25 protein-coding genes and 2 tRNA genes are annotated in these 22,517 nt (G+C 62.1%); 18 read left to right on the forward strand and 9 right to left on the reverse strand.

What is annotated here, in order from left to right; genetic code table 11:
* Positions 1–11: 11 nt before the first annotated feature.
* A complete protein-coding gene (locus O4H62_RS06610) occupies positions 12–686 on the reverse strand; it encodes a protein-L-isoaspartate O-methyltransferase family protein (protein ID WP_269386463.1) in 675 nt (224 codons plus the stop codon).
* Between the two features lie 202 nt (positions 687–888).
* Between O4H62_RS06610 and O4H62_RS06615 the strand changes: the two genes are divergently transcribed.
* Positions 889–962: transfer RNA gene (locus O4H62_RS06615), tRNA-Cys, on the forward strand.
* 6 nt (positions 963–968) lie between these two features.
* On the opposite strand, the gene O4H62_RS06620 is transcribed toward O4H62_RS06615, so the two are convergent.
* On the reverse strand, positions 969–1,295 hold the full coding sequence (locus O4H62_RS06620) for a hypothetical protein (protein WP_269386465.1): 327 nt from the start codon (positions 1,293–1,295) through the stop codon (positions 969–971).
* Between the two features lie 173 nt (positions 1,296–1,468).
* On the opposite strand from O4H62_RS06620, the gene O4H62_RS06625 reads away from it, so the two are divergent.
* Positions 1,469–1,543: transfer RNA gene (locus O4H62_RS06625), tRNA-Asn, on the forward strand.
* Between the two features lie 116 nt (positions 1,544–1,659).
* Here O4H62_RS06625 and O4H62_RS06630 read toward each other — a convergent pair.
* Positions 1,660–2,628, reverse strand: coding sequence for a sensor domain-containing diguanylate cyclase (locus tag O4H62_RS06630; protein ID WP_269386467.1), 969 nt, complete (start codon positions 2,626–2,628; stop codon positions 1,660–1,662).
* 329 nt (positions 2,629–2,957) lie between these two features.
* Between O4H62_RS06630 and O4H62_RS06635 the strand changes: the two genes are divergently transcribed.
* The 5 genes from O4H62_RS06635 to O4H62_RS06655 all read left to right on the forward strand — a co-directional run bounded on the left by O4H62_RS06635 (position 2,958) and on the right by O4H62_RS06655 (position 9,402).
* Positions 2,958–4,412 (forward strand): cryptochrome/photolyase family protein, encoded by a 1,455-nt coding sequence (locus O4H62_RS06635; RefSeq protein WP_269386468.1) that lies wholly within the window; start codon positions 2,958–2,960, stop codon positions 4,410–4,412.
* Positions 4,409–5,761 (forward strand): NAD(P)/FAD-dependent oxidoreductase, encoded by a 1,353-nt coding sequence (locus O4H62_RS06640; RefSeq protein ID WP_269386469.1) that lies wholly within the window; start codon positions 4,409–4,411, stop codon positions 5,759–5,761. The genes O4H62_RS06635 and O4H62_RS06640 overlap by 4 nt, the downstream gene beginning before the upstream one ends.
* Before the next feature lie 5 nt (positions 5,762–5,766).
* Positions 5,767–6,615: a DUF1365 domain-containing protein gene (locus O4H62_RS06645; RefSeq protein WP_430538406.1), complete on the forward strand. Its 849-nt coding sequence runs from the start codon at positions 5,767–5,769 to the stop codon at positions 6,613–6,615.
* A 37-nt stretch (positions 6,616–6,652) separates the two neighbouring features.
* The gene (locus O4H62_RS06650) at positions 6,653–7,903 is read left to right on the forward strand and encodes an SAM-dependent methyltransferase (RefSeq protein ID WP_269386474.1); all 1,251 of its coding nucleotides are present in this window, start codon (positions 6,653–6,655) and stop codon (positions 7,901–7,903) included.
* A gap of 131 nt (positions 7,904–8,034) precedes the next feature.
* Positions 8,035–9,402, forward strand: a complete 1,368-nt coding sequence (locus O4H62_RS06655) for an MFS transporter (RefSeq protein ID WP_269386476.1) — start codon at positions 8,035–8,037, stop codon at positions 9,400–9,402.
* Positions 9,403–9,412: 10 nt separating this feature from the next.
* Here O4H62_RS06655 and O4H62_RS06660 read toward each other — a convergent pair whose 3' ends face one another.
* On the reverse strand, positions 9,413–10,216 hold the full coding sequence (locus O4H62_RS06660; protein WP_269386478.1) for an SDR family NAD(P)-dependent oxidoreductase: 804 nt from the start codon (positions 10,214–10,216) through the stop codon (positions 9,413–9,415).
* A gap of 85 nt (positions 10,217–10,301) precedes the next feature.
* Complete coding sequence (locus tag O4H62_RS06665) at positions 10,302–10,946, reverse strand: ChrR family anti-sigma-E factor (protein ID WP_269386479.1); 645 nt, start codon at positions 10,944–10,946, stop codon at positions 10,302–10,304.
* Between the two features lie 272 nt (positions 10,947–11,218).
* Here O4H62_RS06665 and O4H62_RS06670 point away from each other — a divergent pair, with 272 nt between their 5' ends.
* Positions 11,219–12,256 (forward strand): cysteine synthase A, encoded by a 1,038-nt coding sequence (locus tag O4H62_RS06670; protein ID WP_269386481.1) that lies wholly within the window; start codon positions 11,219–11,221, stop codon positions 12,254–12,256.
* A 5-nt stretch (positions 12,257–12,261) separates the two neighbouring features.
* The gene (locus O4H62_RS06675; RefSeq protein ID WP_269386482.1) at positions 12,262–12,987 is read left to right on the forward strand and encodes an alanyl-tRNA editing protein; all 726 of its coding nucleotides are present in this window, start codon (positions 12,262–12,264) and stop codon (positions 12,985–12,987) included.
* Between the two features lie 169 nt (positions 12,988–13,156).
* Here O4H62_RS06675 and O4H62_RS06680 read toward each other — a convergent pair whose 3' ends face one another.
* Positions 13,157–13,369, reverse strand: coding sequence for a hypothetical protein (locus tag O4H62_RS06680; protein ID WP_269386483.1), 213 nt, complete (start codon positions 13,367–13,369; stop codon positions 13,157–13,159).
* Positions 13,370–13,397: 28 nt separating this feature from the next.
* Here O4H62_RS06680 and O4H62_RS06685 point away from each other — a divergent pair, with 28 nt between their 5' ends.
* From O4H62_RS06685 to O4H62_RS06700, 4 genes are all read left to right on the forward strand, one after another.
* A complete protein-coding gene (locus O4H62_RS06685) occupies positions 13,398–13,628 on the forward strand; it encodes a hypothetical protein (protein ID WP_269386484.1) in 231 nt (76 codons plus the stop codon).
* Positions 13,629–13,804: 176 nt separating this feature from the next.
* A complete protein-coding gene (sseA, locus tag O4H62_RS06690; RefSeq protein WP_269386485.1) occupies positions 13,805–14,668 on the forward strand; it encodes a 3-mercaptopyruvate sulfurtransferase in 864 nt (287 codons plus the stop codon).
* Between the two features lies 1 nt (position 14,669).
* A complete protein-coding gene (locus O4H62_RS06695; RefSeq protein ID WP_269386486.1) occupies positions 14,670–15,251 on the forward strand; it encodes a GNAT family N-acetyltransferase in 582 nt (193 codons plus the stop codon).
* 70 nt (positions 15,252–15,321) lie between these two features.
* Positions 15,322–15,801 carry a DUF1203 domain-containing protein gene (locus O4H62_RS06700; protein WP_269386487.1) on the forward strand — a complete coding sequence of 160 codons (480 nt, stop codon included), beginning with the start codon at positions 15,322–15,324 and terminating at the stop codon, positions 15,799–15,801.
* A gap of 95 nt (positions 15,802–15,896) precedes the next feature.
* Here the strand turns inward: O4H62_RS06700 and ald are convergent, their stop codons facing one another.
* Entirely contained in the window at positions 15,897–17,015 is a 1,119-nt protein-coding gene (gene ald / locus O4H62_RS06705; protein WP_269386488.1) for an alanine dehydrogenase, read from the reverse strand.
* Between the two features lie 166 nt (positions 17,016–17,181).
* Here ald and O4H62_RS06710 point away from each other — a divergent pair, with 166 nt between their 5' ends.
* Together O4H62_RS06710 and O4H62_RS06715 are read left to right on the forward strand one after the other, a co-directional pair.
* Positions 17,182–17,646 carry an Lrp/AsnC family transcriptional regulator gene (locus O4H62_RS06710; protein ID WP_269386489.1) on the forward strand — a complete coding sequence of 155 codons (465 nt, stop codon included), beginning with the start codon at positions 17,182–17,184 and terminating at the stop codon, positions 17,644–17,646.
* An 80-nt stretch (positions 17,647–17,726) separates the two neighbouring features.
* Positions 17,727–18,470 carry a siderophore-interacting protein gene (locus O4H62_RS06715; RefSeq protein WP_269386490.1) on the forward strand — a complete coding sequence of 248 codons (744 nt, stop codon included), beginning with the start codon at positions 17,727–17,729 and terminating at the stop codon, positions 18,468–18,470.
* 119 nt (positions 18,471–18,589) lie between these two features.
* Here the strand turns inward: O4H62_RS06715 and O4H62_RS06720 are convergent, their stop codons facing one another.
* Positions 18,590–18,955 (reverse strand): PRC-barrel domain-containing protein, encoded by a 366-nt coding sequence (locus tag O4H62_RS06720; protein ID WP_269386491.1) that lies wholly within the window; start codon positions 18,953–18,955, stop codon positions 18,590–18,592.
* Between the two features lie 314 nt (positions 18,956–19,269).
* Here O4H62_RS06720 and O4H62_RS06725 point away from each other — a divergent pair, with 314 nt between their 5' ends.
* Both O4H62_RS06725 and O4H62_RS06730 read left to right on the forward strand, forming a co-directional pair.
* On the forward strand, positions 19,270–19,473 hold the full coding sequence (locus tag O4H62_RS06725; protein WP_269386493.1) for a hypothetical protein: 204 nt from the start codon (positions 19,270–19,272) through the stop codon (positions 19,471–19,473).
* Positions 19,470–19,862 carry a hypothetical protein gene (locus tag O4H62_RS06730; protein ID WP_269386495.1) on the forward strand — a complete coding sequence of 131 codons (393 nt, stop codon included), beginning with the start codon at positions 19,470–19,472 and terminating at the stop codon, positions 19,860–19,862. The genes O4H62_RS06725 and O4H62_RS06730 overlap by 4 nt, the downstream gene beginning before the upstream one ends.
* A gap of 111 nt (positions 19,863–19,973) precedes the next feature.
* Here the strand turns inward: O4H62_RS06730 and O4H62_RS06735 are convergent, their stop codons facing one another.
* A complete protein-coding gene (locus tag O4H62_RS06735; RefSeq protein ID WP_269386496.1) occupies positions 19,974–20,270 on the reverse strand; it encodes an HlyU family transcriptional regulator in 297 nt (98 codons plus the stop codon).
* A 217-nt stretch (positions 20,271–20,487) separates the two neighbouring features.
* Between O4H62_RS06735 and O4H62_RS06740 the strand changes: the two genes are divergently transcribed.
* The gene (locus O4H62_RS06740; protein WP_269386498.1) at positions 20,488–22,479 is read left to right on the forward strand and encodes a bifunctional 2',3'-cyclic-nucleotide 2'-phosphodiesterase/3'-nucleotidase; all 1,992 of its coding nucleotides are present in this window, start codon (positions 20,488–20,490) and stop codon (positions 22,477–22,479) included.
* Positions 22,480–22,517: the final 38 nt, after the last annotated feature.

A 22,517-nucleotide genomic window follows, 5' to 3' on the forward strand; every position in this document is an offset into this window, starting at 1 on the left:
GCCGCGAGGGACTAGAAAACGAATTCTTCGGCTTTGCGGAAACCCGGCAGCGGCTTGATGGAGACGTTGAAAGCCGGCCTGCCCGAAACGACGCCCCCATCCTTGACGAACAGTTGCGCCTGCGCCGAAAGCCCGAATCCGACGGCCGCAACCAGCCGCCCGCCTTCGCGCAGCTGATCGAACAGGGCCGCGGGCACAGTTTCGACCGCACCATTGATAAAGATCAGGTCATAGGGACCTTCCGCAGCGTAGCCCTTCTCGAGATCTCCGGTGACCACCGCCACATTGTCATAGCCGCTGCCACTCAACCGTTCGCTCGCGGCGTCGGCCAGCTCCGAATCGCTTTCGACGGCCACGACCGATCCCGCAAGCAACGACAGCAGCGCCGCGCAATAGCCGGATCCGCAGCCGATTTCGAGCACCACGTGATCGCGGCTGATCTGGGCCAGTTGCAGCAGCTTGGCAAGCGGCGACGGCTCCATGACGAAGCGCGCCACGCCATCAGCCCCGCCCGCGGAAATCTGAATGTCGCTGTCGATATAGGCCAACGGCTTGAGCGGCGTCGGAATGAAATCCTCGCGCGCAACCGTCAGGAAGGCCTTCAACACCGAATGCGATGTCACGTCCGTCGTGCGGATCTGGTTGTCCACCATTTTCTGGCGCGCGTCTTGATAGTCGGTGCCCATCCGGTCTCTCCGATGCATCTGGTCTTGCGCTTCAATAAAGCGCCGCACCGCTAGATTCAAGCTGATCCGCAGACAAGCCGGTCGAATTAGAGGTTTTCAACCAAACAAGTCATGGAGAAACCAACGCTGGCAATCAACATGCCCCTTGCGCCGCTTCGATTCTCCGTCTATTTGCCAGCCGTCCGGTCAGTGACCGGCACGAGGCCTCGTGGCGGAGTGGTTACGCAGAGGACTGCAAATCCTTGCACCCCGGTTCGATTCCGGGCGAGGCCTCCACTTCTTCTACTCCCCCGTCTTTTCCCTGCCGGCTTCGGGTTTCCCCGTTGCCCCGCCATTGCGCGCGGGTCGTTTTCCGTTGCGCCGCTCCCGTTTGACCACGAAAGACCGCCGCCAGCGGCGCACCGCCGGAAGATCCAGCGACAGCACCAGCAGGCCGAGCGGAATCATCCAGAAGCCGAGCACCGGAAGAAACCCCAGCATGCCACCGACGATCAGGCCGATCCCCAGCGTGATTCTCCCCGATGCCCGCTGCGGCAGGCGGAAATGCCTGGATCCGATCTGAACCTCGCCCCGGCCGGCGTGGAAATTGAAAAAGCGCTTCTGGGACATCGGCGGCGGATCTGCCTTTGGTCGTTGCGGGATCGTTTGATAGACCCTCGAATTATGCCCAGAACATGGGCTTTGACGGTGGGCTTAGCAAGAACGACACATTTTCTTCAAAAACCGCTTGGCAAATCAGAGAGGCATTTGTTATAGGCCCCACACGCTGCCTGACGCAGTGATCCCCGGTAGCTCAGTGGTAGAGCAATCGACTGTTAATCGATCGGTCGCTGGTTCGAATCCGGCCCGGGGAGCCAGAATTCATTTAGACCGCATCCTCTCGAGGATTGCGGTCTTTTTGTTGGGTTTGATCGCGACCGGCGAAGCTGCGGATTTACTGCAGTTTACGGCCGGCATCACACTGAAAACCGGATCAACCGTCCGTGCCGCTGGCGAGTGCACGGATGCTCCCGGCTGCATTCCCGATCACAACCTGGTTGCGACCTGCGTTCTTTGCCTCGTAAAGCGCGTTATCCGCATCCTTGATCACTTGCTGAAGCGATATCCTTCCACCACGGATATCGGACACTCCAATGCTGACGGTCACAGAGAAGGCTTCAAAGCCGATCGCTTCGAATCGCCGAATGGCCAGGGCTTCCCGAATTCTCTCGGCTATGGACCGCGCAGAGCGAAGATCGGTATGCGGCAGCGCAGCGACGAATTCCTCACCGCCCCAGCGGCCAAACAAATCGATATCGCGCAAGGAAGACCGGACCAGTTCGCAGAACCCTCGAATCACCTGATCGCCCAAATCATGTCCGTAGGTGTCATTGATCGACTTGAAGCGGTCGAGATCGAACATCAGCAGAGATAGCTCTGTTTTGTAGCGAATAGCACGATGCCATTCCCGCTCCAGTGATTCCAGGAACGCCCTTCGGTTGAGCTGTCCCGTCAGAGGATCCGCGCTTGCCATGTGGGCAAGCTCCTGCTGCAGCTTGATGCGTTCACTGATATCCCTGAGCATCGCCACCATGATCGGCCCGTCGTCAGTTGCCACGGTGAGAATGGTCGCTCCAAGCATCACCTCCGTGCCATCGGCATGCAGGCCGAGAAGGTGCGATTTACGATCGCCCATGTATCGGGCGGGACTTCCATTGCTCTGGAATTCGTTCACCTTGGCGGCATGTCCGCTTCTGTAGCGATGCGGCAGCAGCGTATCGAGCGGCTTACCGACGATCTCATCGCGTGAATAGCCGAACAGTTTTTCTGCCGCTGGGCTGAAAAGCACCAACTTCTGATCCCGGTTGACCGCGACAACAGCATCGGCAGATTCCATGACTATGCGCCGGAAGAATTCACCCGACTCGCGGGCACCAGCGTCAAGCGGCATGTCTTCCGTCATATGTACAGCCCTCTGCAGAACGGCCTTGTTCGAACAATATCGTAAAGGCTGCATCAATCGATAATCTCGATTCCTTAATAGCTTGTTTCTTTTGAAGATAAGTCGAGTTCCCACGGGTTTTATCCGGGCAAACAGACCGTCTGCACCCTGCCCCGCCCCAAAGCCGCACCTTTCAGGTTCGAGCCATCGTTCACGCCTTGTCTCGTCAGCAGCAACATGGTGGAAGAACAGCATTTTTTCGTGAAACTTTTGATCCGCCTTTTCCGTAGATCCGTAAGAGACAGTCAAAAGGCCCGGCGACTTTCGCCACAACGGAAAAAATGCATCGAATGGAACACGACACACCCATCTGCAACCGCCCGGCGATTGTCTGGTTCCGCAATGATCTGCGGGTTGGGGACAACCAGGCTCTGGTTGCGGCAAGCCAGCACCGATCGCTCGTTCCGGTCTATATCCGCGAAACGGCAAGCCCAGCGCGGCCTCTCGGTGGCGCACGTGCCTGGTGGCTGCACCATTCGCTTTCGAACCTGTCTGAAACACTTGAAAAGCTTGGCGCACCGCTCGTTCTGCTCAGCGGCGATCCGGCCGATCTTGTTCCGGCGCTGGTGAAAGCCACCGGGGCCTCGGCCGTCTACTGGAACCGGCGCTACGACCCAGCCTTTCATGATGCCGATTCGACGCTCAAGGCGGGCCTGCAGGCAAGAGACCTTGTCGCCGAGAGCTTTGCCGGCCAACTGCTGCATGAACCGACGAGGCTGCGCACCGGGACGGGAACCTATTACAAGGTCTACAGCCCCTTCTGGCGGGCGCTGGAACCGGACGCGGAGACCCGGGTTCCCCTCGATGCGCCGCAATCCCTGAAAGCCGTTACGGGCGGTTACGGCAGCGAGTCGGAAGATCTGGACACATGGAATCTGCTCCCGACCAGGCCCGACTGGTCCGGCGGCCTGGCGGAAGCCTGGACGCCCGGCGAGGCCGGCGCGCATGCGCGGCTGACCGATTTCATCGAAAACCGCATGCATGGCTACTCGGACCGGCGAGACATCCCCGGTGTGGACGCCACGTCGGGCCTGTCACCGCATCTTGCCAATGGTGAAATCACCCCGGCACAGATCCTTGACGCGCTGAAATCCGCCGAGGCGGCGCCCGCCGACACGGCCAAGTTCCGCAAGGAAGTCGGCTGGCGGGAGTTTTCCTGGCATCTGCTCGCCAACGAGCCGGCATTGGCGAAAAGGAATCACAATCCGAAATTCGACGGGTTCCCCTGGCTCGACAATGAAAAGGCGTTTTCCGCCTGGCGGAAGGGGCTGACCGGTTATCCGATCGTCGATGCCGGCATGCGCCAGCTCTGGCAGACCGGCTGGATGCACAATCGCGTGCGAATGGTCGTCGCCTCCTTCCTGACCAAGCACCTGATGATCGACTGGCGCAAGGGCGAGGACTGGTTCTGGGACACCCTCGTCGATGCCGACCCCGCCTCCAATGCCGCAAGCTGGCAGTGGGTTGCCGGTTCCGGCGCCGATGCCGCACCCTATTTCCGGATCTTCAACCCGGTGCTGCAGGGCGAAAAATTCGATCCCGACGGCGACTACGTTCGCACATTCGTGCCCGAACTGGCGGAAATGCCGTCCAGATACATCCACAAGCCGTGGAGCGCGCCAGAACAGGTCCTCGGGGCTGCCGGCGTCCGCCTCGGCGACACCTACCCTCACCCGGTTGTCGACCATCAACTGGCGCGCGATCGCGCGCTGGCCGCCTATCAGCAGATCAAGGATGCCGCATGAACGTTCATATGAAGCCTTTTCCAGTCGCAACCGGGCCCGAGCGCATGCCAGAGCGTTTGAAAGTGGCCGTTGTCGGTTCCGGTATTTCCGGTGCATCGGCTGCCTGGGCGCTGCGCGACATTCACGATGTCACCCTCTACGAAGCCGAGAAGCGCCCCGGCGGCCACACTGCAACCGTCGACATCGACTATGACGGCGCGCACCTTTCGGTCGACACCGGCTTTATCGTCTACAACGAACTCAACTATCCCAACCTGACCGCGCTGTTTGAGCATCTCGGCGTGAAAACCCACGACAGCGACATGAGCTTCGCGCTCTCGCTGGATCACGGCAAGCTGGAATGGGGCGGCGACAATCTGTCGACCCTGTTCGCCCAGAAGCGCAACCTGCTGCGGCCCTCTTTCCTGCTGATGCTGCGCGAAATCCTGCGCTTCAACAAGATCTGCCTGCAGGATCGCGCCGAAGGCCACCTGGCCGCCCGCTCGATTGGCGACTACTTGAACTGGCGCGGCTTCTCGCCGGGTTTCATGAACAACTATCTCGTGCCGATGGCCGCGGCGATCTGGTCGACGCCGGCCAAGCGGATGATGGAGTTCCCCGCCACCTATTTCGTCAATTTCTTCGAGAACCACCGCCTCATCTATTCCGAGCGGCCGACCTGGCGCACGGTAACCGGTGGAAGCCGCAACTATCTCACCAGGCTGCTGGCGCCGCTCGGCGACCGGGTTCGCCTGGATGCGGGTGTGGTCTCGGTGCGCAGGAGCGCCGAGGGCGTCGGCATCCTCGACACGACCGGCGCCACGAAATCCTATGACCGTGTGATCCTCGCCTGCCACACCGATCAGGCGCTTCGCATTCTCGACCGGCCGACCGAACAGGAAACGTCGATCCTGAGCGCCATCCCCTACAGCCCCAACCGCGTGGTGCTGCACCGCGACGAGCGGCTGATGCCGACCCGCAAGAAGGTCTGGGCGTCCTGGAACTACCTTCGCTCGTCCGACCAGCGCAGCGATGCCAATGTCGCCGTCTCCTACTGGATGAACCGGCTGCAGGGCATCGATCCGTCCCGGCCGTTGTTCGTGACCCTCAACCCCGACCGCGAACCGCGCCCGGAACTGGTCTTCGGCGAGTACAGCTACGATCATCCGCAGTTCGGCACGGACGCGATGGACGTCCAGGCAAGGCTCGGCCGGATCCAGGGTGACAACAACACCTTCTTTGCCGGCGCCTGGACCGGCTACGGCTTCCACGAGGACGGGCTCACCTCCGGCATTCTGGCGGCGGAAGCGCTGGGCGCGGTCCTGCCCTGGCGTGCCGGCGCCGTAAGCGCGGAGGAAGTGGCTGCATGACCATAATGCCAGCCCAGACCACCTTCGTGCCCGAACCGGATGCCGCAAGACCGCCCGCATGCCTCTATGCGGGCGATGTGATGCACCAGCGCATGAAACCGGTCGGTCACCGGTTCCGCTACCGGGTCTATTCGCTGCTGATCGATCTCGACCGTCTCGACGAGGCCGATCGGCTTTCGCCGCTGTTTTCGGTCAATGGCGCGAACGTGGCGTCTTTCCACGAAGCCGACCATTTGCGCGGCGCGGATCAGCCATCCCTGCGCGCCCATGTCGACGCGCTGCTCGCCGAGGCCGGCCTTGAACAGCGGGCTGCCCGCATCGAGCTCGCCTGTTATCCGCGCATCTTCGGCCAGGTGTTCAATCCGCTGTCGGTTTATTACGCCTACGACGACGCCGGCCAGCCGCTAGCGCTGGTCTACGAGGTGCGCAACACCTTCGGCGAGAACCACACCTATGTCTGCAGGATCGAGTCCGGAGACGTGACGCCGGCGGGCATTCGCCAGAGCCGGAGCAAGCTTTTCTACGTCTCGCCATTTGTCGAAATGGAAGCCCGCTACAATTTCCGCATGAATGTCCCAGGCAAGCAACTGAAGTGGCGAATCCTCGAGACCGACCGGTCCGGGCCGCTGCTGGCAGCGACGTATAATGGCAACAGGCGGGCCCTGACCACCGGGGCAATTTTGAGCTGCCTCTTGCAGATTCCGCTTCTGACGTGGAAGATTGTCGCTGGCATCCACTTCGAGGCACTGAAACTCTGGCTCAAGGGGATGCGTTATGTGCCGCGTCCGGCACCGCCTCCCAATGCGAGCTTTCGCGATCAGGGAAAGTTCGAACGTCAGGTGGCCAAGCCGTGACGAGTGAAACACTGGCGAGACGGCGGAGGCTGCGATCATGAAGACTGAAGCCACGTGGAATGAACATCAGGCTGTAGAAAAGCTCTCGACCGACAATCTGTCGGCCTATCTGCGCGGATTGCCGGCAAAGGCCAAGATGGCGTTGCGCGGACTGGTGCACATGGGACACGGACGATTGTCGATCCGCATGCCCGACGGCCGCACCGTGCTGATCGAGGGCCGCTCGGAAGGCCCCGAGGCAACCTTGATCCTGCACAACTGGAACCTTGCGCACCGGGCGCTCACCGGCGGAACCATCGGCGTGGCGGAATCCTACATGGACGGCGACTGGGAAAGCCCCGACGTGACAGCGTTTCTTGAGTTGTTCCTGGTCAATGTCGAAGTTGGAGACACGCTGGCCGGCGGCGCCCGCGGCATCGCCCGGGTTGTCGAACTGATACGCCATTGGCTCAGATCGAATTCGCGCGCCCAGGCGAAAAAGAACATTTCCGCCCATTATGATCTGGGCAACACGTTCTATTCGAAATGGCTCGACGAAACCATGACCTACTCGTCGGCGCTTTATCAGGATGGCGCCAATGATCTGGCCAGCGCCCAGACCGCCAAGTACCGGGCGCTGGCGCGGGCTGCGGGTCTGAAGGCCGGCGACCATGTGCTCGAAATCGGCTGCGGCTGGGGCGGGTTCGCCGAATACGCAGCCAGCGAGATCGGCTGCCGCGTCACCGGCCTCACGATTTCCCGGGAGCAGCTGGCCTTTGCCCGCCAGCGCATTGAGAAGGCGGGCCTGTCCGACAAGGTCGACCTGCGGTTCCAGGACTATCGCGACGAAACCGGCAAGTATGACGGCGTCGTCTCGATCGAGATGTTCGAGGCGGTCGGCGAAAAGTACTGGCCGACCTATTTCTCCAAGGTGCGGGAATGCCTCAAGCCCGGCGGCCGCGCCGGACTGCAGATCATCACCATCAAGCCCGAGGCCTACCAAGCCTACCGCGCCAACCCCGATTTCATCCAACGCTATGTCTTCCCCGGCGGCATGTTGCCAACGGAGAACCACCTGACATCGCTGGGCCAAGCCGCCGGCCTCGAGATGGTCGGACACCGTGCGTTCGGTCCCGATTACGGCCGCACGCTCGCCGAATGGCGCCAGCGTTTCTGGAACGCCTGGGAGGAGATCCAGCCGATGGGCTTCGATCTCCGCTTCAAGCGGCTGTGGGAGTTCTACATGTATTATTGCGAGGCAGGCTTCCGCTCCGGTCACATCAATGTCCGGCAGGTGGTCTACAGCTGACCGGCCCACATCTTTGACATCACCCCGCCGATACCTGGCATCGGCGGGGTGAACCATTTGAGGACCTGGGACGTATTCAAGGGCGCAACTGACTTTCTCAAGGTCCTGACCGCAAGGGTTCGGCCAAGCCCATGGATAGAACATTGGCCACAAGCCTGGATACCGCCTCACGCCAGCAACCGGCGCCTGCACCCCTCGCCCTGTCCAGCATCATCGCCTACGCGCTGCCGGCCATACCGCTCGCGGCCCTGACGCTGCCGCTCTACGTGCTGGTTCCAACCTTCTACACGGAGACGCTTGGCCTGTCGCTAGCCTCGGTCGGCTTCGCGCTGCTGCTGGTGCGCATATTCGACGCGGTCAACGATCCGCTGATCGGCTTTGCGGCGGACCGGTTCCGGCCGAGCTTCGGCCGCCGCAGGGCGCTGTTTGCGATCAGCCTGCCGTTGACCGCGCTTTCCGCCTTCATGCTGTTCTGGCCACCGGTCGATGCGACCGTCGTCTGGCTGGCCGGATGGGGGCTGATGCTGTCGCTCGGCTACACCGCCGCCCTGATCCCGTTTTCAGCCTGGGGCGCGGAACTGGCGACCGACTATCACGGCCGCTCGCGGATCACCGCCTGGCGCGAGGGACTGACCCTGATCGGCACCCTGATTGCGATTGCCCTGCCTTTCTCGATCGGATTTGACCAGGCCGGCGGCATCCATGGCCTGGCAGCACTTGGACTGCTCATTCTTGTTGCTTTGCCGCTTTTCGGCGCCGCGGCTGTGGCACTGACCCCCGAACCGGTTGAACACTCGCGCACCCGGGTCAACTTCAGATCGGGCCTCACGCATCTCGCCCGCAACCGGCCGTTCGTCCGCCTGATCGTGGCATTTTTCCTCAACGGACTGGCCAACGGCATTCCGGCGACGCTGTTTCTGTATTTCGTTTCGGCCCGTCTCGGACTTCCCGATGCACGCGGCCCCCTGCTGTTCTTCTATTTTCTCTGCGCCATTGCCGGCGTGCCGCTCGCGGCCTGGGCGGCCCGCCGCCTCGGCAAGCACCGGGCGTGGTGCTACGGCATGCTGGCCGCCTGCGCCGCCTTCGCACCGGCGCCGCTGTTGCCGGAAGGCAGCCTCATCGCCTTTGCCGCGATCTGCGCCGTGACCGGCCTGCTGCTTGGCTTCGATCTCACCTTGCCGCCGGCCATCCAGGCCGATGTCATCGATGTCGACACCGCGGCCTCGGGCGAGCAGCGCTCCGGCACCTATTTCGCCGCCTGGAATCTCGCCACCAAGCTCTCGCTTGCCGGTGGTGTCGGTGTCGCCTTCCCGGCGCTTGCGGTGTTCGGCTTCGATCCTTCTGAAAGTGCCGCGACCGGAGAAGGGCTGACGGCGCTCGCGGTCGCCTATGCCTGGGTACCGATTGCCGCGAAACTCGCCAGCATCGCCATCATGTGGAACTTCCCGCTCGACGAGGCCGCGCAGAGAACGCTGCGCAACCGCATAGAGGCAGCCTGAACGATCCCGGTCAACGGGTCTCGAGCGGCCGTTTCTTCCATCCGGTCGCAGCGTTCATCAGCCAGAAATAGGCCGGATAGGGCAGAAATTGCAGCGCCTTGAGCACATAGGTGAAGCGGCGCGGAAAGGTGATCTCGAAGGACCCGGACTTCAGCCCCCGTGCGATGCGTTTGGCCGCCGTCTCCGGCTGAACCAGCGCCGGCATCTCGAATGCATTGTCCGCGGTCGCCGGGGTGTCGACAAACCCGGGATTGACCACCTGGATGCGCACCCCAAACTTGTCGAGATCGAATTTCAGGCTTTCCGCCATGTTGATCAATGCCGCCTTGGTCGCGCCATAGGCAGCACTTGTCGGCATGCCGCCATAGCCGGTGACCGAAGAGACGATGGCGATCTGGCCGCGGCCGCGGGCCTTCATCCGCTCGATGGCGGGAACCAGGCCGTTGACCACGCCCGACAGGTTGACGGCGAACGTCTTGTCGAAATCCTCGACCTTGAGCGTCTCGCCGTGGACCGGCAGGTAGACCCCGGCATTGAACACGGCCAGCGCCAGCCCGTTGCCGTCCGCACCGATGCGTTCGACTATCGCGGCCATCGCCTCGGTATCGGTGACATCGCCCGGCGTGGCGATGATCCGGCCCCTGAGCGCGGTCGACTGTCCGGCAAGCTCATCCAGGGCCTCCTTGCTGCGCGCCGTCGCATAGACCGTGAACCCCTCGCCCGCCAACTCCAGCGCCAGCGCCTTTCCGATGCCGCTGGATGCACCGGTCACCCAGGCGGAGCCGTCTGCGGGGGTGGCGGTGAAACTGGTCATGCATGTCTCCAATCAAAAAGGCCGTCTGGAACCTGATACGTTCCAGACGGCCTTTTGGTTCAGATTCTTCGCTGTTAAAGCCGGCTCAGCCGATGATGTCGCCGATCAGCTGACGGAACGAACCGGTCAGTTTCAACGGCGCATCCATCACCGCAAATCCAATGCAGGGGCGGCCCGAATCGGCATGCGGACGGTGATCGACGCTGTCGTCGGCAACCGAGATGTCGCCGCGGCCATAATGACCGCGCGCGTCGCTGAACGCGCCATCGAGCACCAGCGACAATTCGCTGCCTTCGTGGGTATGCGCCGGCACGGTGCGGCCCGGCTTGATCCAGAACAGGTTGACGTGGCAACCCTCGATATCGCCGAGGTCATATTCCTTGAAACCGGGCATCCGCGTCCGCCACGGCACGTCGTCGGCATCGAAGCCGACAAAATCGTAAAGCGCCTTGGGGAAAACCCGCGCTTCGCCGCCGCGTCCGGCAACGGGGGATTCCGGGATCTTCGATGCAAGCACCCTGGCCAGCATCGCGTCGCGGTCATCAAGCGGAGCGGGATCCATCGCCATCAGCTCTAGCCCCGCCATGGCTTCCAGGTTGGCAACCTTGATCCGGCTTTGCGGCTTGAGTTCCAGATGGGCTTCGACCAGCACCCGCGCAGGGGTCGGAAGAGTTCCCGCGACATACCTGGCCAGCAGCGAGTCGATCGTATCGATATGTTCACGCACCATGCGTATTAAGCTTTCTTCAATTTCAAAGGCTTGCGCACATAGCACCAGCCAAAGACCGTTTCCGGCCACTTTGATTTTCACTCTATACGCCCGGAGAGACAATATGGATCACCGGAACATGCCATTTCTCATTTTTGCCGATCGAAGGCAAATTTTCCCTTATGCTCCGGCATCCGGAGAGCAGGTTTCTTGCAACATTTCTCTTGAGAAGCCAGAACTGGCTGCCTAGTCTCCTCCAGCCTGTGCACTCACAGCCAATAACAGGAAAAACCATGCCAGCCATCAATTCCGTTCTCGACGCCATCGGCAATACCCCCTTGATCCGCCTCAAGGCGGCGTCGGAGGCGACTGGCTGCACCATCCTGGGCAAGGCGGAGTTCCTCAACCCGGGACAGTCGGTCAAGGACAGGGCCGCACTGGAGATCATCCGCGATGCCGAATCGCGCGGTCTGCTGCGCTCCGGCGGAACCATCGTCGAGGGTACCGCCGGCAACACCGGCATCGGACTGGCGCTGGTCGCCCGCGCGCTCGGCTACAAGACCGTCATCGTCATTCCCGAAACCCAGAGCCAGGAAAAGAAGGACGCCCTGCGGCTGCTCGGCGCAGAACTGGTCGAGGTGCCCGCCGCCCCCTATCGCAATCCCAACAACTATGTCCGCCTCTCCGGCCGGCTGGCCGAGCAGATTGCCAAATCCGATCCCAACGGCGCGATCTGGGCCAACCAATTCGACAACGTCGCCAACCGCCAGGCGCACGTGAAGACCACCGCGCCGGAAATCTGGCGCGATACCGATGGCAAAGTCGATGGCTTCATCTGCGCGGTCGGCTCCGGCGGCACGCTGGCGGGCGTGGCCGAGGGGCTTCGCAGCAAGAACAAGTCCATCAAGGTCGGCCTTGCCGACCCCGATGGCGCGGCCCTCTACAATTTCTACACATCCGGAGAGATGACGTCTTCCGGCAGCTCGATCACGGAAGGCATCGGCCAGGGACGGATCACCGCCAACCTGGAGGGGTTCACCCCTGACATGAGCTTCAACATCCCCGATTCCGAGGCGATCCCGCTGGTCTTCGACCTGCTTGAGCATGAAGGCCTCTGCCTCGGCGGCTCCTCGGGAATCAATGTCGCGGGCGCGATTCGCATGGCGCGCGAGATGGGACCCGGCCACACCATCGTCACCATCCTTTGCGACTACGGCAACCGCTACCAGTCGAAGCTCTTTAATCCCGAGTTCCTTTCGTCGAAGGACCTGCCGGTCCCCGAATGGCTGACCCGGGTGAGCGATCTTTCCATCCCCTATGTGAGTGAATAAGTTCGATGACCGCCCTTTTTCTTGAAGATGCCTACCTTTCCACTGCCGAAGCGCTGGTCACCGGCGTTCGCGAGGATGGCGGCATCCAGCTCGACCAAACCTGTTTTTACGCGACCTCTGGCGGACAGCCGGGCGACACAGGATTCCTGGAGCGCGAGAACGGCGACAGGATCGAGATTGCCGGAACGGTCACCGGCGATACCAAGGCGGAGATCATCCTGATCCCGGCGCCAGGCCAGCCGGCGCCTCAAGTGGGCGAAAAGCTGGTCCAGCATATCGACTGGGACCGGCGTTACCGGCTGATGCGCATGCACACCGCCTGCCATCTGCTTTCCGTGGTCTGCCCCTACCCCATCACCGGCGCCTCGGTGAGCGAAACCGACAGCCGCGTCGATTTCGACATGACCGACACCATCGACAAGGCCGAGGTGACGGCGAAGCTGATGGAACTGGTCAACGCCAATCATCCGGTCTTCCATCAGTGGATTTCGGAACAGGAGCTGGGGGCCAATCCAGATCTGGTCAAATCGAAGAATGTCCGCCCGCCGCGCGGTCAGGGACGCATCCGCCTGGTCTGCATCGGCGAAGGCTCCTCGATCGACAGCCAGCCCTGCGGCGGCACCCATGTCGGAGAAACCGCGGAAGTCGGCGAGATCCACATCGGCAAGATCGAGAAGAAGGGCAAGGAAAACCGCCGCTTCCGCATCCGCTTCGGCCCGCTTCCCGATTGATATTTGCGTTTGCCGTGCTGCCGGCCTTCGGTGAAGCATCCATATTCGCCCGCCAGTTCCGCAATAGGCACATTTCCGGACAATTTGAACCATCTCCTTGATGATGTATTAGGGGGCGGTGCGTAAGCATTGGCGTGCGTTCGGCAGCACTCCGGCTTGCCGTGCGCGATCAATAGGCAGAACCGGCCGCCCGGGCCGGATTTCGCCATGCATGGAAGAGCGCCCTGATGCCCTCGATCATCGGAACTTCATACCCCGTCTCCGCGATGGTGCCGAGCGTCATGCCCGCACCAACCTCAACTCCTGACAACAGGCAGGCGGTCCAGAAACCCGACGGGGTTTCGTCGGCGGAACCCTCCCGCGTCCTCTCCGAGCGCGTCACCGCCTTTCTTTCCTCTGAACCGGCAGCCATGCCCAAGGGGCCTCGCCCCGATGGTCCGGCAGGCGGCGGCCAGGGCACTCGCAGCGCCTCGCCACGCGCGAACTCGGCAAGCACCGGGGCCGAAACGGCCCTGACACTGCCTGAGGAAACCGGGGCCGGGACGGAAGAGAGCGACGGTTCGACTTCCCAGACAGGGACCGGGACCGTCTCGATCCTGTTCGACGAAGCCAGGATCTATCGGCCCACCTCCCTCTATTGATCAGGGACACCCCCGGCACCTGAACACGGGCTGGCTCACGGCGCAGGTTTTTTGCCGATATCCCCGGCTGCGGGCTGCACCTGACATTGCGATAGTCTTCGGCCATGGCGTAACATGCGAACCGATCCGGCGTCGACAGCCGGGCTTCCCGCCACGCTGCTTGCAAGGACATTGCCATGACCGATCCCGCCGACCAGAGCCCGTTCGTGGTTTCCTTTGAGTGGCTGGCGCAGTCCCTGGGTCAGCCCGGCCTCAAGATCGTCGATGCCTCCTGGTATTTGCCGGCACAAAACCGCGACAGTGCGGCCGAATATGCAGCGTCGCGCATTCCCGGCGCCGTCTTCTTCAACCAGGACGAGGTCGTGGACCCCGCTTCCGACCTGCCGCACACGATTGCCGGTGAAGCCGATTTTGCCCGTTCCGCCGGAGCGCTCGGCCTGGCCGAAACCGACACGATCGTGGTCTATGACGGCCCGGGCATGTTCACCGCGCCCCGGGTCTGGTGGCTGCTGCGCCTGTTCGGCGCGGCCAACACCTATGTGCTGGACGGTGGCTTCGATGCCTGGAAGGCACAGGGACTGCCGCTGGAAACCGGTACTCCGGCCACGCCGTCGCCAACTCGCTTCAATGCCGCGGTGAATTCCGGCGCGATCACCAGCTTCGAGCAGATGAGGTCGATTGTCGAAAGCCGCGCGTCCCAGATCGCCGACGCGCGCGGACTGGGCCGCTTTACCGGGGTCGAGCCCGAACCGCGTCCGGGCATGCGCTCCGGCCATATGCCCGGTGCCCGCAACGTGCCCTTCGCCAGCCTGTCCGAAGGCGGCAAGCTGAAGCCGCTCGAAGAATTGCGCAGCGTGCTCGAGAACGCGGGACTTGATCTCGAAAAACCGGTCGTCACCACCTGCGGTTCCGGCGTGACCGCGGCGGTGATCAGCCTGGCGCTGCAGTCCATCGGGCATCGCGACAACACGCTTTACGACGGGTCCTGGTCCGAGTGGGGCGGCCGAGATGACACGCCTATCGACACCGGAGAAGCTTGAGATGGCCAAGGCAGCAAAACCGAAATCGCTCAAGGCGACAGTTACCCATCTGGAGATGACCCGCAGGCCGCGTGCGATCACCCCCCTGCCCGTCAACCTGCATGCGACATTGATGAAGGCAACCAGCATCCCGCTGCATTTTTATCGCTATCTGCAGTGGCAGGTCGGCCGGGAATGGAACTGGGTTGCCCGGCTGCGCATGACCGACGAACATCTGTCGAAAATCGTGCATGCCAAAACCACCCGGATCTTCGTGCTCAGCGTCGATGGCGCCCCGGCGGGATTTTTCGAGCTGGCCGATCTCGAGGAATCTACCGTCGAGCTGTCCTATTTCGGCCTCATGGGCCATGTGCGCAAACGCGGGCTTGGCGAATGGATGCTTGGCCAGGCGCTGACCACCGCCTGGTCGACCACCCCTGCCCGGGTCATCGTCTCCACTAACACGCTCGATCACCCTGCCGCCCTGCCGCTCTACCAGAAGATGGGCTTCGAGCCGGTGAGCCAGAACCAGGCCATCATCCGGCCGCTGGCCGATGAGGAGATTCTGGCCCTGATGAAAGCCGAAAGCGAGATCACCGGCTGAAATCGGGTGGCGCGCGGCCTATACCCGCCGCACAAGCTCGCATGATGTTAACCCACCATGCGAGGAAAAGATGCCGTTCACATTCGAACCCATGGACGAGGCCACCGCCGCGCATTTCCGCTCCGGCGGCGCGGATTCCTATGGCAACGCGCCCGAGCGCCGTATCTCCGATGGAGCCGGTGTTCCCTGCCGGCGCTGCATGCGGATGGTGGGCCGGGATGAACCCTTTCTGATCGTCGCCTGGCGGCCGTTTACCCGGCTGCACGCCTATGCGGAAACCGGCCCGGTGTTCCTCCATGCCGACAACTGTACCCCCTGCAAGATCGAACCTGACGGGTTGCCGGATTTCCTGACAAGTCCGGACTACATCCTGCGCGGCTATGATGCCGACGAGCGCATCGTCTATGGAACCGGCGGCGTGATTGCCCGCGACGCCATTCCGGCCCGTATCGAGGAATTGCTGGCAACAACGGCGGTCAAGGCCGTCCACATCCGCTCGTCACGCAACAATTGCTACCATTGCAAGGCGGTTCCGAGCGCGGAAGCCTGAGCCGGGCAGCCGCTCAACAAAAAGCCCGCCCGCATGACATGATGCGGACGGGCCGGGCCTGTGGACAAGCCCACGGAGCTTGATGGTGCGGGCGGTTATGCCACCTTAAGCACCTTGTCGAGATCGGCCAGCTCATAGCCGAGTGCATCGGCCACCGGACGGCTGGTAATACGGCCCTTGTGCACGTTAAGGCCCGCGCGCAGGTGCCGGTCTTCGGCAATCGCCTTGAGCCCCTTGTCGGCCAGCATCAGGCCATACTGCAGCGTCGCATTGTTGAGGGCGTGGGCCGAGGTGATCGGCACTGCGCCCGGCATGTTGGCGACGCAGTAGTGAATCACACCGTCGACCTCGTAGGTCGGTTCCGCATGGGTGGTGGCGTGCGAGGTCTCGAAGCAGCCGCCCTGGTCGATGGCGACATCGACGATCACCGAGCCCTTCTTCATGCCCGAGAGCATTTCGCGGGTAACGAGCTTGGGAGCCGCAGCGCCCGGGATCAGAACCGCGCCGACCACCACGTCAGCCGAGAACACTTCTTCTTCCAGCGCCTCGATGGTCGAGTAACGGGTGTGAACCCGGCCGTTGAAGATATCGTCAAGCTGGCGCAGGCGCGGCAGCGAGCGGTCGAGGATGGTCACGTCGGCGCCAAGGCCGATGGCCATCTTGGCCGCATTCAGCCCGACCACGCCGCCGCCGATGACCGTGATCTTGGCAGGAAGCACGCCGGGAACGCCGCCCAGAAGAATGCCGCGGCCGCCATTGGCCTTCTGCAGCGAGGTGGCGCCGGCCTGGATCGCCAGACGTCCGGCGACTTCCGACATCGGCGCCAGCAGCGGCAGGCCGCCGCGGTCATCGGTCACGGTCTCGTAGGCAACCGCCGTGCAACCCGATTCGATCAGACCCTTTGTCTGGTCCGGATCCGGAGCCAGGTGCAGGTAGGTGTAGAGAAGCTGTCCGTCGCGCAGCTGCATCCATTCCGACGGCTGCGGCTCCTTCACCTTGACGACCATGTCCGAGCGCTCGAAGACTTCCCGTGCGCTGTCGACGATCCTGGCGCCGGCGGACTGATAGGCCGCGTCGTCCTCGCCAATGCCCATGCCTGCCTTGGTTTCGACAATCACCTCGTGGCCATGCGCCACATATTCGCGCACCGCGCCGGGTGTCAGGCCGACGCGATACTCGTGGTTCTTGATTTCCTTGGGGCAGCCTACGCGCATTGACGTCTCCTCCGAGCGTTGACCGGCGATTCAAGCGCCAGGTCCGGTTTCAATGCAGCCAATTCAAACATTTGCGCCCTGAAATGTCCTTGCAAACTGGCCTTGTTCCGCCTGCCTCATTCGAATATTGTTGCACAAAATACATCTTTGTTCGGATTTTCTGCGCATGAACCACCTTGATTCAATCGATACTACCATTCTCAGAACCCTTCAGAGCGAAGGCCGAATCTCAAATGCGGCATTGGCCGAACGGGTGGGCCTCTCGGCATCGGCCTGCTCCCGGCGGCTCGACATTCTGGAAAAATCCGGCGTCATCAAGGGCTACCACGCGCGATTGTCGCATAAGGCGCTCGACTACCGAATGATCGCGATCGTACACATTTCGCTGTCGGGCCAGTTCGCCAAGACGCTGGCCGAGTTCGAGGCGGCGGTGAAGCGCTGTCCCAATGTTCTGGTCTGCTACCTGATGAGCGGCGAGTATGACTATATCCTGCGCATCGCCGCGCGCGATCTCGAGGACTATGAGCGCATCCACCGCGACTGGCTGTCCGCCCTGCCCCACGTGGTCAAGATCAACTCCAGTTTCGCCCTTCGCGAGATCATCGACCGCCCCAATGTCGGCCTTGCATGATACATGAGTATTTTACTCATGTTATTTTCTGAAAGACCTGCTAGACAGGCTCCCGAAGTTTGAACCCAAGGAGCGCTGACATGGCCCGGCCCGAACCAAGACAACTCGATGTGATCGCCAAGCGGCAGGTGACACCCAACATGCTCCGGGTCACGCTCGGCGGTCCCGGACTGGCGGATTTCCCGGACGACCAGACCAGCGCCTATGTCAAACTCAGGCTGCCGGATCAGGCGGCCGGCCGCGACGTGGTCCGCACCTACACGGTTCGCTCGCACCGTTCCGATGAGATCGACGTCGACTTCGCCCTGCACGAGGAATGCGGCCCGGCTACGCTCTGGGCGATGAACACCCGGCCCGGAGACAGCATCATGGTCGGCGGCCCGGGCCCGCGCAAGCTCGTCCATCCGGGCGCAGACTGGTACCTGCTGGTCGGAGACATGACCGCACTGCCGGCGATCTCCGGCAATCTCGAATTGCTTGCCGACACGGCAAGGGGAACAGCCGTGATCGAGGTCATGGATGAAGCGGATATCCAGGACCTTGAGAAGCCGCCGCATCTGAACATCGAGTGGGTGATCAATCCCCGGCCCGGTCACGACAGCGTTCCGCTGGTCGAACGGGTCCGGTCTGTCGCCTGGGCACCAGGCGCTGCCTCGGTCTGGGCGGCCTGCGAATTTACCAGCATGCGTCAATTGCGCGACTACTTCCGCACCGAGCGCGGCCTCTCCAGCGGCAATCTCTACATCTCCAGCTACTGGAAGGCGGGGCTGACCGAGGACAATCACAAGATCGCCAAGCGCGAGGATGCGAACGCCATGGCATGAGGACGCGATTGCCACAGACGGATCGACCGCCGAACAGTTCGGCGGTCGATCTTTAAGTCAGGCTTCGGGTCTGGCGCAAAACACGGTGGTTTGAACGCCATGTATCGCTACCCGGTTGCTCAGCGCCAGTAAGGCGGGTTGCCGTAGTGGGCATACAGCCGCTCCTGGGTCGAGGGATTCCAGTCGTAATCTGAGCCTGCACGATATTTCGGCGCACCTTCCACCTGATCCTTGGTGACATCGGCGCGGTAGCCGCCCAGTTCCTCGTCATACTGCAGCTTTTCCCAAGGCAGCGGATAGTGATCGTCGCCAATGCCAAAGAAGCCTCCGAAGCTCAGCACGGCATAGGTCACCTTGCCGCCAACCTTCTCTATCATGACTTTTTCAATCGAGCCGATGTGCTGCCCGGACCGGTCATAGACCTCGGTGCCTGCGACCTTGTCGCTGCCGATCACAGAAATTGTTTCCTTGGTGAGTGTGGACATGCGTTTCTCCTTCAGGGTGACAGAAGCCATAGGGGTTCAATTGAGACCGACAGTTTGCGAGGCGTCCGACAAGCCTTTGCCCACGCTCCGGTCCTGATCGATCAACGCTGCAAGCCCCTCAGCGTTCCGAGATCCATTGTGAAATTTTCAAGGCATCCGGGCTGCAACGGAGCCGCATTTCAGCGCAACTTGATGGGCACTGCACGGCAGCCCGATGAGACAAATCGGACATCAAATGCCCGCTCGAAACCGGTTCGCAGCCGGTCCCTCGGATTGCTCCGCTGACGCCGGACAATGGAGTGAAGTGGGGAAGCATGTGCCTGTCGAAGAAACAGCTTGACCGGCGCGAGCGGATGGCAGAGATCGTGGCGCGCGCTGATCCGCTTCGACAGACCGAAGCCCGGCAGCGCTCGGCGCAGCTTGCACAGGCGTTCCAGCTTCCGGATCTTCGCATCAACCAACATGCGACGGCAGACGGCCCACGAATTGTGATGCGAACGCACCGAAGGCCGGAATGACAACCACCACGGGGACTAAGATGAAACTTCTCTATTTAAGCGCCGCCCTGACTTTCGCTTCGCTCGTATCGGCAACAGGAGCCCTTGCTCAAACCGGATCCGAATGCGTGTTCACGATCCACAACGACACCGCAGAGAACACCTTGACCGGCTTCTATACCAGTGAAGACGATGGCGCGACCTGGAGCGCCAACTGGATCGCCCGGAACATGAAGCCCGGCCAGTCCGCCGTCGCCGAATTCACTGCCGACACCTGCGCCTGCGATCAGGTTTTCCAGGCCGGGTGGCTCGATGTGAACGGCGGCGAAACCCTGGACGAGGAGCACACGATCGACATCTGCGAAGCCAGCAACGTCTATCTCGGCGACAACGAAGTCAGCTTCGACTGACCCGTTGGCTCCTCACTGATCCGAAAGCAATAGATGGCGCGGAATCGAAGATCCGCGCCATCTGGTAATTTGGCGTAGATTTGCCGAACTGTTAACGCAGTCCGTTGCGGCCTACCTAAACAACGCATCCCCCTGCTCGTCGATGATCTGCCGCGCCTTGCGCATTGTCGCCGCCTCCACATCGTCCCGGCTTGAGAAAATGTCGGCGCGGATGAACTTGTGCTCCCGAGCGGCCTCGCCATCGCCCTTGACGATGCGTCCGGCCAGCCGCCACTGCCCGCCCTCGGCCATCGGCTCGGCATAGATCAGGCAATCCTTGTAGGTATCGGGCTCATTGGCAGCCTGCGGCGGACCGGATTCGGACCTGCCGCCGAACATATTGCGGATGCTGTCCAAAATGCCTGCCATGCCATGCTCCTTACTGTCGCAATCGGTTCTGGTGACGGCGATGAAAGGGTCAGACTAGCCCTGCCGATCCTGCCGTCGAATTCGGTTGCACAAGTGTCATGTCGGGATCACACTCGGCATTTAAGGCTTGTCGTCAGACATGACGGAAAGCCGCTCGCCGATGCGTGGCGATGCATCCGGCAAGCACCTTTCTAGGCCAACTGCAGGGAGAAAGTCCATGAAAGACCAACGCATTCTCGACATGCTGCATCCGATCTCGCGCCGTTCTCTTCTTGGTGGCCTCGCTGCCACCAGCGCTCTGGTCATGGTGCATCCGTTCACCGCGCGCGCCAATGCCAACCAGGCACATCTGCGCATCATGGAAACGACCGACCTGCATGTGCATGTGTTCGCCTACGACTATTACGGCGACAAGCCCAACGACACGATGGGGCTCGCCCGAACCGCATCGATCATCGACCAGATCCGCGCCGAAGCGCAGAACTCGATCCTCGTCGACAATGGTGACTTCCTGCAGGGCAACCCGATGGGCGATTACATCGCCTATGAGCGCGGCATGAAGGAAGGCGATCTTCACCCGATCATCGCCGCGATGAACGTGCTCGGCTATGACGGCGGAACGCTCGGCAACCATGAGTTCAACTACGGCCTCGATTTCATGTTCAAGGTCATAGGCGGCGCCAACTTCCCGATGGTCTGCGCCAACCTCGCCAGGGGCGCGCTTGCCGAAAACCCGCGCGACGACGACCTGTTCCTCAAGCCCTACATGATCCTTGACCGCACCATCAAGGATGGCGCCGGCGCCGAACATCCGATCAGGATTGGCCTCATCGGATTTGTCCCGCCGCAGATCATGACCTGGGACGCCCGTCACCTGAGCGGCAACGCCGCCACCCGCGACATCGTCAAGGCGGCGGAAGCCTGGGTGCCGCAGATGCGCGAGGAAGGCGCCGACATCGTCATCGCGCTTTCGCATTCCGGCATCGGCCAGCAGGAATGGGCGGAAAACCTCGAGAACGCATCCGTTCCGCTTGCAGCTGTTCCCGGCATCGACGCGATCGTCACCGGCCACAGCCACCTCGATTTCCCCGGTCCGAAATTCGACGGCGTCGCCGGCGTCGACAACGCCAAGGGCACCATCTCCGGCAAGCCGGGCGTCATGGGCGGCTTCTGGGGATCGCATCTCGGCCTCATCGACCTGATGCTCGAGCGCGACGGCAATGCGTGGAAGATCGTCGGCCACACATCCGAAGCCCGGCCGATCTACCAGCGCGTCGACCGCAAGGTCAATGCGCTGGTGGCCGACAAGCCCGAAGTGCTGGCCGCAGCCAAAGCCGACCACGAGGCCACGCTCGCCTATGTCCGCACCGCCGTCGGAAAGACGTCTGCGCCGCTGCATTCGTATTTCGCCCTGGTCGCCGACGATCCCTCCGTGCAGATCGTCAGCCAGGCGCAGACCTGGTACATCACCGACATGCTCAAGGACACCGAGTGGAAGGACCTGCCGGTGCTCTCCGCCGCAGCCCCCTTCAAGGCCGGCGGCCGCGGCGGTGCCGACTATTATACCGATGTGCCCGCAGGCGACATTGCCATCAAGAACGTGGCAGACCTCTACCTCTATCCCAACACGGTGCAGGCGGTGGTGATCACCGGCGCCCAGGTCAAGGACTGGCTGGAAATGTCGGCCGGGATCTTCAACCGGATCGAACCCGGCGCCAAGGACGCCGAGCTGATCAATGGCGAGTTCCCGTCCTACAATTTCGACGTCATCGACGGCGTGACCTATCAGGTCGACCTCACGCAACCCGCCAAATACACCCCCAAGGGCGATCTGCAGGACGCCGGCGCCAGCCGGATTCAGAACCTCAGCTTCAACGGACAACCTGTTGATCCTGAGCAGAAATTCGTCGTCGCCACCAACAACTACCGCGGCGGCGGCGGCGGCAAGTTCCCCGAAATCGGCCCGGACAAGGTGATCTTCCAGGCGCCCGACACCAACCGCGACGTCATCGTCCGCTACATTGTAGACCAGGGCACCATAAACCCCTCGGCGGATGGCAACTGGAGTCTGGCTCCGGTGGAGGGTGCAACCGTGCTGTTTTCGACCGGCCCCAAGGCGAAAGAATTTGCCGGCGGTGTGAAGGGCGTTTCAATCGAACCGGCGGGCGAAGGCGCGGATGGCTTTGCCCTGTTCCGCATAACCTTGTAGCCGAGGCGGTTGAGTACGCTTACGAGCAGGTGACGACT

It is taken from the genome of Parahoeflea alexandrii, assembly GCF_027214025.1.
Lineage (GTDB): Bacteria > Pseudomonadota > Alphaproteobacteria > Rhizobiales > Rhizobiaceae > Hoeflea > Hoeflea alexandrii_A.